The organism is Gordonibacter sp. (assembly GCF_036667095.1).
Lineage (GTDB): Bacteria > Actinomycetota > Coriobacteriia > Coriobacteriales > Eggerthellaceae > Gordonibacter.
Genome location: NZ_JAVWUP010000124.1, coordinates 1 through 7,511, shown reverse-complemented (window position 1 = coordinate 7,511; position 7,511 = coordinate 1). Strand labels below are relative to the sequence as shown.

General features: G+C 59.6%; 6 protein-coding genes. 3 read left to right on the top strand and 3 right to left on the bottom strand.

The features are described from left to right. Positions 1 to 450: 450 nt before the first annotated feature. Positions 451 to 888 carry a DUF2871 domain-containing protein gene (locus tag RR842_RS10260; RefSeq protein ID WP_332512458.1) on the bottom strand — a complete coding sequence of 146 codons (438 nt, stop codon included), beginning with the start codon at positions 886 to 888 and terminating at the stop codon, positions 451 to 453. A gap of 279 nt (positions 889 to 1,167) precedes the next feature. Between RR842_RS10260 and RR842_RS10255 the strand changes: the two genes are divergently transcribed. After that, positions 1,168 to 2,349 carry a pyridoxal phosphate-dependent aminotransferase gene (locus RR842_RS10255; protein ID WP_332512456.1) on the top strand — a complete coding sequence of 394 codons (1,182 nt, stop codon included), beginning with the start codon at positions 1,168 to 1,170 and terminating at the stop codon, positions 2,347 to 2,349. Between the two features lie 198 nt (positions 2,350 to 2,547). Here RR842_RS10255 and RR842_RS10250 read toward each other — a convergent pair whose 3' ends face one another. Then, entirely contained in the window at positions 2,548 to 3,615 is a 1,068-nt protein-coding gene (locus tag RR842_RS10250; protein WP_332521518.1) for a beta-eliminating lyase-related protein, read from the bottom strand. Between the two features lie 78 nt (positions 3,616 to 3,693). Further along, the gene (locus RR842_RS10245; protein ID WP_332521519.1) at positions 3,694 to 5,205 is read right to left on the bottom strand and encodes a LuxR C-terminal-related transcriptional regulator; all 1,512 of its coding nucleotides are present in this window, start codon (positions 5,203 to 5,205) and stop codon (positions 3,694 to 3,696) included. A 346-nt stretch (positions 5,206 to 5,551) separates the two neighbouring features. On the opposite strand from RR842_RS10245, the gene RR842_RS10240 reads away from it, so the two are divergent. Both RR842_RS10240 and RR842_RS10235 read left to right on the top strand, forming a co-directional pair. After that, on the top strand, positions 5,552 to 6,160 hold the full coding sequence (locus tag RR842_RS10240) for an iron-sulfur cluster assembly scaffold protein (RefSeq protein ID WP_332512452.1): 609 nt from the start codon (positions 5,552 to 5,554) through the stop codon (positions 6,158 to 6,160). Continuing rightward, positions 6,157 to 7,332 (top strand): hypothetical protein, encoded by a 1,176-nt coding sequence (locus RR842_RS10235; protein WP_332729674.1) that lies wholly within the window; start codon positions 6,157 to 6,159, stop codon positions 7,330 to 7,332. The genes RR842_RS10240 and RR842_RS10235 overlap by 4 nt, the downstream gene beginning before the upstream one ends. The last annotated feature ends 179 nt before the right edge of the window (positions 7,333 to 7,511 follow it).

The window sequence follows — 7,511 nt, the reverse complement described above, 5'->3', positions numbered from 1 at the left end:
CCGTCGTACCCACGACGATGCCGGCTTTTTTACGAGCCATGTTATTCTCCCTCCTTGGTCGTTTCTCTTTTGGTTTTCGGCCGAGGCACCACGCATTACGGGTGCTGCTGCACCATCCGTTTCCCCTAGTTAGATGCTGGCCAAAGCAAGCGTACACCTTGTCCCTAGGAGAGGCTCAAGGTGCATTTGCCGTGCAAAAAAGATGAAGAGGCAGTTGAATTTGCTTTTGGGCGCTAAGGCGTGAAGCGAATCTGCAGGTGAAAGGAGCCTTTGGACGAGGCTCGTTGCCCTATTATCCTCAGGTGAGGTTTGAAGTCTGCCCCTAGGGCAGAGGCGTTTGGGATCGAGCGCGGGGAACAAGGGAAGCGGCCCGCTTTCGCGGGCCGCAGGGCAGGTACGAGGAGAAGATGAACTTTCCGCCGCCTTGATGCGGCGAGTTCTGTTGTGCGCTTAGGCCTGCGCTCGGTTTCCGGCGATCCTGCGGTCTACGACGCGCTTGAACATGACCACCAGCAGCACCAGCCCTACGCCGATCATGATGTGTCCGATGCCGGCGATGCCGGACAGCGCCGCATCGGGCAGAGGCAGGTACGTGTTGGTTACCTGAGCCACGCCGCGTACGAGCATCATGCCGACGGTAACCACCAGGCCGACGTTGTAGACGATGTAGAACGGCTTGAACAGCTTATCTCCGGTGTAGTCGTCTGCGAGCGCGAACAGCGTTGCTATGAGGAACACCAAGAAACCTAGCGCCAACAGGTGCGCGTGCATGAACCCGAGCGCGGACACGCCGTCAAATCCCATGATCTTAGTGAACTCACGGAAGAACACGCCAGCTACTGCTCCCGCAATAAGATAGGCGAGCGCGGTATTGATAAGTTGTTTCATGTGTATCTCCCTGGATGAGTGGAGCTGGCCCAAAGGTATGCAAAAGCACCAGCAGTCGGTTGAACGTCTTTTCGCCTTGCAATACGACTACTATAAATGAACATGGTTCATATTGCGAGAGATTTTACCGAATTGTTGCAAACTTGATTGCAATTAGAGCGCAAACGAATACCAAACTGATAAATAAAGGGTTGACCGAAACCTCAGGGGGTTGATCGAATTCCTGCAAAATGTTGTGCTACGCTGTTTTCAAGACGAAGCAGGAGACAAGGAGCGATGATGGTGAACGAGAGGATGTTCGGGCTGGGCAACGAGCCTTCGGCGATTCGCGAGTTGTTCGCGTACGGCATGGCACGCAAGGCCGAAATCGGTGACGACAAGGTGTTCGACTTCAGTATCGGCAACCCCAGTGTTCCCACTCCCGATGCCATCACGCAGGCCGTGCTTGATCTTATGGGAGAGCCTGCAACCGCACTGCACGGCTATTCGCCTGCGGCAGGCGATCCGGGGGTGCGGGCGACCATCGCCGACAGCATCAGCCGCCGTTTCGGCATTCAGGCTACGGCTGACCGCATTTACATGACCGTTGGAGCGGCTGCTTCTTTGGCCATCTCTATCGCCGCTCTTACCGATCCAGGCGACGAGGTCGTTGTGATCTCGCCGTACTTCCCCGAGTACAAGGTGTGGATCGAATCTGCCCGTTGCACGTGCGTGGAAGTGCCGGCTCACGTGCCCGATTTTCAGATCGACCTCGAGGCGCTTGCTGCTGCCATCACGCAGAAGACCAGTGCCGTCATCATCAACTCGCCGAACAACCCGGTGGGTGCGGTATACAGCGAAGAGAACCTGCGCGGTTTGGCCGAGTTGCTGACGGCTAAAGAAGCCGAGCTCGGGCGCAACCTCTACCTGATCAGCGACGAGCCGTATCGTGAGATCGTCTACGACGGCATCGAAGTGCCGTATGTTCCGAACCTATACGCCCGCACGTTGGTGTGCTATTCATACTCGAAGTCGTTCTCGCTGCCAGGAGAACGTATCGGCTATATATACGTGTCGAACCTTATGGAAGATGCGGCCGAGGTGTACGCGGCCGTGAACGGGGCAGGTCGGGCCTTGGGCTATATTTGCGCTCCGGTGCTGTTCCAGCGTGCTATCGCGCGCTGCGTTGATATTCCGAGTAACGTGGCACCTTATGCCGCCAATCGCGCGCTGCTTACGGAGGGTCTGTCTGCGCTGGGCTACGAGTTCGTAGAACCGCAAGGGGCGTTCTACCTGTGGGTGCGAGCGCTCGAGGAGGACGCGCGCGCGTTCAGCGACCGTGCCAAGGCCCAAGAGCTTTTGCTGGTGCCCTCCGACAGCTTCGGCGTGGGCGGTTGGGTGCGGGTAAGCTATTGCGTCAGCTCCGACGTTATCAGGGGATCGATGCCCGCGTTCGAGGCGCTGATGAGCGCGTACCGCTGATCAGCTGCTGCCGAGGGTCTTTGGATGCGCGATGCGCGCCTAAGGCAAGAGGCCGCATCGAAAGCTTTGAAATTTGAACAAGTATTCTGAGCAGCGAATATCGACTTCCCCTCGTCGATATTCGCTTTCTTATAGGCTTGTGCGCTGCGCAGGGTTTTTCGATGCCCCTTGTGCGGAAATGCGGTGGTTCGCCTGGCGTCAGAGCAGCGCGATCAGCTCGTCTACTGCCTCGGGTTTCGTGGCCCAGCTGGTGGCGAAACGCACGACGGTGCGTCCGTCAAAGGTGCGCTCCCAGTAGCTGAACGACGCATGCTGGGACAGGCGCTCCTTTGCTTCGTCGTCGAGTATCACGAACTGTTGATTTGTGGGCGAGTCCATGGCCAGCTCGTATCCTTGTGCGCGAAAGCCTTCCGCGAGGCGCTGCGCCAGATCGACCGCGTGGCGGGCGATGCTGGTGTAGCGGATGCCCGTCTCTGCGCCCGAAGACTCATCGTCGGTGTTCTGCTCCCTTTCGAACAGCACGTCGAACTGCAGGCCCAGAATGCGGCCCTTTGCCAGCAAGCCGCCGTGCTTCTTCATGTTCGTGAAGAAGTGGTCGTCCAGCCCTGGGCGCGTAAACACCACGGCCTCGCCGAGCAGGGCACCTACCTTCGTGCCACCGACGTAGAACGCATCGCAGAGCCGTGCGATGTCGGGCAGCGTGACATCCGCTCCGGTGGCGGCCAGCCCGTAGCCCAGGCGTGCGCCGTCCATGAACAGGCGCATGTCGAAGTCGCGGCACACCTGGGCCAGCGCTTCCAGCTCCGCCAGGGAATAGATGGTTCCGTACTCGGTGGGATGCGAGATGTACACGACGCCCGGTGCCACGACGTGCTCGTGGTTCGCGTCGCCCCAGTACGCTTCGCAGTAGGCGCGCACATCGGCAGCGACCAGCTTGCCGTGCTGGTGCGGCAGGGGGAGCGCCTTGTGCCCGAAAGCCTCTAATGCGCCGGCTTCATGGGTGTGGATGTGCCCGGTGTCGGCCGACACGACGCCCTCCCAAGGGCGGAGCAGCTGGTCGGCCACTATGGCGTTGGCTTGAGTGCCTCCGGTGAGGAAGTATACGGCCGCATCGGGGCAAGCGCATGCAGTGCGGATACGCTTGCGTGCCGCCGCACACACCTCGTCGGTGCCGTAGCCTGCGGTCTGGTCGAGATTCGTGGCGGCAAGCCGCTCGAGGATGGCCGGATGGGCACCCTCCAGGTAATCGCTGTCGAAATGAAGCATTTCTAGTCCCCGTTCTACCGAACGGGGATGAGCCTTGCTGGCTTTGGCGGACCAGCGGTATGCGCTCGTCATCCCGTTCTACGATGTATGTTGCTGTAGGTAGTCTAAGATTTCTTGGCGGGAATGCAAGCCGGTTTTTGCGTAGATGCGCTTGATGTGGGCGTGCGCGGTGCCTTGCGTGATGAACAGCTCTTCCGCCACGCGCTTTTGCGTGTAGCCCAGCGCATACAGCGACAGCACTTCGATTTCGCGTTCGGACAACAAGAACTGCCTGCCCATTTCCTCGGCGTTGTGCTCCATGGACGCTTGGCGCACGCTGGACAGATTCTCATGCTCGTCCAAGCCCATGATCTTCGCCAGCTTGCTTTCGCGCTGCTGGCTCTGCTCCTCTTTCTCCTCGGCGCTGCGGCGGGCGATAGAGAGAAATTGCACGAAGATGACCTGCGTCGACACCACCACCAACGCGCCCATGACCGCGCAGACCAGCAAATCGTTGATGGAGAGGCCGTACACCTGGAGCAGCGCCACGCGTGCCACGGCGCGGCAGCCGAGCCATACCAGCCAGCCGGAGATGGCATAATAGTAGGGGTCGCGCCAGCCAAAGCTCATGAACGCGATGACGATGTACCAGGTGAATGCCACCATGAAGGCGTTCAGGGTCGTGGTGAACACCGCGCCGATGTCCAGGGCATCGGGGAAAGCGGCGTAGGCGACCAGTGCTGCGCAAGCCAGCAGCTCCATGACCAAGAAAGCGCCTACCGTGAGCACACGCTGCCGCCCTTTCAGTACCAGGATGACAACGACGAGGGAGATACCAACGGTGAGCAGGGCATAGGCTGCCCGCGTTGCTGGCGAGAACGCGATAGCCTCGCCGGTAGGGTAGCCGCGCAGAAACCCGATCACGATGGACAGGAAACCGATGCCCACGGCGGTTGCTGCAAGGAACTGCTTGCTTTGGATCATGGTTTTCGTGAAGCTGAAGTAATCGTTTGCTTGGGTGGGTGACGCGAGGGCATAAGGTTGCGTTCTCTTGCGTGCCCAGATCATGCAGGGGAACTGCACCAATACCAGCACGGCGGCAGTCGTGTTCCCCACCACGATGGGCATGAGGCTGCACAGGTAGATCTCCACTTCGCTGATGATAAGCGATATGAATACCAGGATAGCCGCCGCTGTCGTGCCGGTACCGCGGGCGCGCCGCAGCCAGTAGAAGATGGCACCCGACGAAACGAAGGTGCAGAGTGCGCTGAGGGTGAAGCGCAGTACGGTTTGGCTATCGGGAAAAAGCTCCAACAGGGCCAGGGCAAGCAGGCAGAGCATCTCCAACACGATGCAGACGCGCATAAGGTTGTTCGTGATGCGCTTGCTCAAGGTTGCTTTGCTTGCGATGAGGGCAATGAGGCATACGGCCAAACCAGCAAGGGCGGCCAGCATGGCTCCGTCGGTAAAGATGCCCTCGTCGGTGCTGGTATAGCTGCCATAGCTCGCGACGATCAAGCCCGCGCGACCGAAAGCAAGCCCTACGATAAGGGGCCACAGTGGCATATGGGTTCGCAGGACGTCGCTCATCTTCTGTGTCATCGTTTGCATGCCACCCATTGTAATCAATTTCTACCGAGGATGGCAGATTTGTATCTTTCGGTTTCGGGAAAGAGGGGAAGGTTGATAGAAAATTTAAACGCAACACTGCATGTTTAAACGCAACGTTGCGGCTTTTCCTGCGGAAGCAGTCAAAAAGTGTTGCGTTTACCCTTGCAATCATATCAAAGAGGGGAAACCGAGTAGTTGCTTGGTGAAACGGCGTTTTTATCCTCAAAGAGGGGATGAGGCTGGCGGCGTTTCGGCGATTATAAAAGCATGAGAAACCTGTGCTGCAGCGAGGCTTCGCCATGAAGTTGCTCGCTTTTGCGCTCGAGACGACAAGGAGCTTGCACCTATGGGAGAGTCGAGGAACGTCTACGTCGAACCGGACGATCGAGCCGTCATTCGCACGTCAGACGTGTATCAAACCGCGGTCGAGATAGGTACGACGGGCTATTCCGACACGCTTTTGGCTATCGTGGCCAACTTCGAGAACAGCGGAGCACCCGAAGGCTTCAACGCTCAAAGCATGGTGGGCAAGTCCAAGCGCGGCGAGGTGGCGCTTCGCCTGTTCGCCGTGATCGACCCCGAAACCGAGACGTTTACGAGGGCGGGCTTCAAGACGCGCGGCTGCCTTGCTATGACGGCGTGCGCCAGCGCGGTATGCTCGATGATCGAGGGGAAGACGCTCTCCGAGGCGCTGGTGATCGGGCCCGACGAGGTGCGAGACGCGGTCGACGGCGTGCCGTGGGACAAGGTGCATACCCTGTATTTTGCTGCTGAGGGCGTGCGTGCCCTGGTGGGCGACTACTTTATCGGCCAGGGGGCGGCCTTGGCCGACCTGGATGCCGTGGTGCCTTGCGACGAGTGCTCTATTCCCTGCGCCATGTGCGAGCACTGCTCGCTGCGCGATGCCCGCGTCGAGCTTTTGGTGGATTCCCTGCGCGAGGCAGGCCGCTCATGAGTGGGGAGCGCGACAGAGCCGAGGGCGCCCCGGCTGAGACGGTTGGGGCGGAGGGAGCCGCCGAGTACGTGCCCGTTTCCCCCGAAGCGGCAGGCGTTTTGGCAGGCGAAGAGGTCGACGAGCGCGGCGCAACCTCCTCTGACGATGCGGCGATGGCGGCTCGCGTGTTAGCCGAGCACAATGCGCTTGCAAACGTGTTCGACGATGTGCGCCAGCAGTCTGCTGTCAGCGCCTTAGTGCAGCCGACGCGCTGGGAAGCTAGAGGCTTGGTGCCCGAGCACCTAGACCCCGAGGAATTCGAAATGCTCGTCTATGAGTACCTGGAGGAGGCGCAGGCGGCGTACGCCGAGACGGAAGCCGCAGAGGCTCCCGTGTACCGCACCGCTACACGGGCGGTGGGCGTGCCCCAGTTCGGCAAGAAAAAACTCGTCGAAGCGGAGGGTGAGGGCAAGGGCAAGGACGACGATGCCGCCGCCCTGCGCGAGGCTTTGGGCGAAGAGGCGCTCGATTCTGACTCTTTTCGAGACGATGGTGGCGACGATTTTGCGACGGGGGAAAGTGACAGCCCTTCTCTCCTGCTGGAGCAAAGCGAGAGAGTTCCCGCGGCCGGAGGCGGTACCGACTGCGCCGTTTCGTCTGGCGCGGAAAACAGCGATTCCGCTTGCTTCGACCCCGCCAACCCCTTCGCCAACCTGAACATTCCGGAAGGCTTCAAGCTGGTGGAGCTGGAAGGCGAGTACGTGCTCGTGCCCGACGAGGATGCCGAGCCGATCGAGCGTACTATCGATTGTGCGAAGGTAGTGGCGCTAGTGGGTGCGCACAGCTACTACCTCTACGACCGCTCGGTTATGACCGATTCCTATGCGCACTGGGCATTTCTGGCTGCCGAGGATAATCGGACGGTCACGTTCGTGGACTGCGTGCGTGAGGATTCGCGCGTCTATCCACGTCCGCTTGCTGCCTCCAGTTTGGAAAACGAGCCGTTCAGCATGGATGCCCGCGAGGTGACTCGCATTTGGGATACGGTGCGGGAATCGGGCGAGTACCCCGACATCGGCCAGACAACGGCTTCCAACGGCGACGTGTACTATTTCTCAACGAACTATCTCAGCGAAGTCTATGCCGCCTCGTTGGCCGAATGGGATGCGGTCGAGCGCGATATGAATCGGTAGGAGTGGTGAGGAGCTTCTCGGACGGTTTTGCCCATGAGGATATCGGCTTGTTCGGATAGGTTGAAAGACCTTTGCGAACGAATGGAATGTGCGTATAATGCTAGACGAGCCGAAGGGAGCGTGAACTCCCACCGGCTCTAAGAATCGCTTCGGCGGTTTGGGTTTATTGTGCGCGCTCC

Bases quoted from the DNA above. Each gene is read 5' to 3' on its own strand.
- RR842_RS10260 (WP_332512458.1), bottom strand. From the start codon at position 888: ATGAAACAACTTATCAATACCGCGCTCGCCTATCTTATTGCGGGAGCA.
- RR842_RS10255 (WP_332512456.1), top strand. From the start codon at position 1,168: ATGGTGAACGAGAGGATGTTCGGGCTGGGCAACGAGCCTTCGGCGATT.
- RR842_RS10250 (WP_332521518.1), bottom strand. From the start codon at position 3,615: ATGCTTCATTTCGACAGCGATTACCTGGAGGGTGCCCATCCGGCCATC.
- RR842_RS10245 (WP_332521519.1), bottom strand. From the start codon at position 5,205: ATGCAAACGATGACACAGAAGATGAGCGACGTCCTGCGAACCCATATG.
- RR842_RS10240 (WP_332512452.1), top strand. From the start codon at position 5,552: ATGGGAGAGTCGAGGAACGTCTACGTCGAACCGGACGATCGAGCCGTC.
- RR842_RS10235 (WP_332729674.1), top strand. From the start codon at position 6,157: ATGAGTGGGGAGCGCGACAGAGCCGAGGGCGCCCCGGCTGAGACGGTT.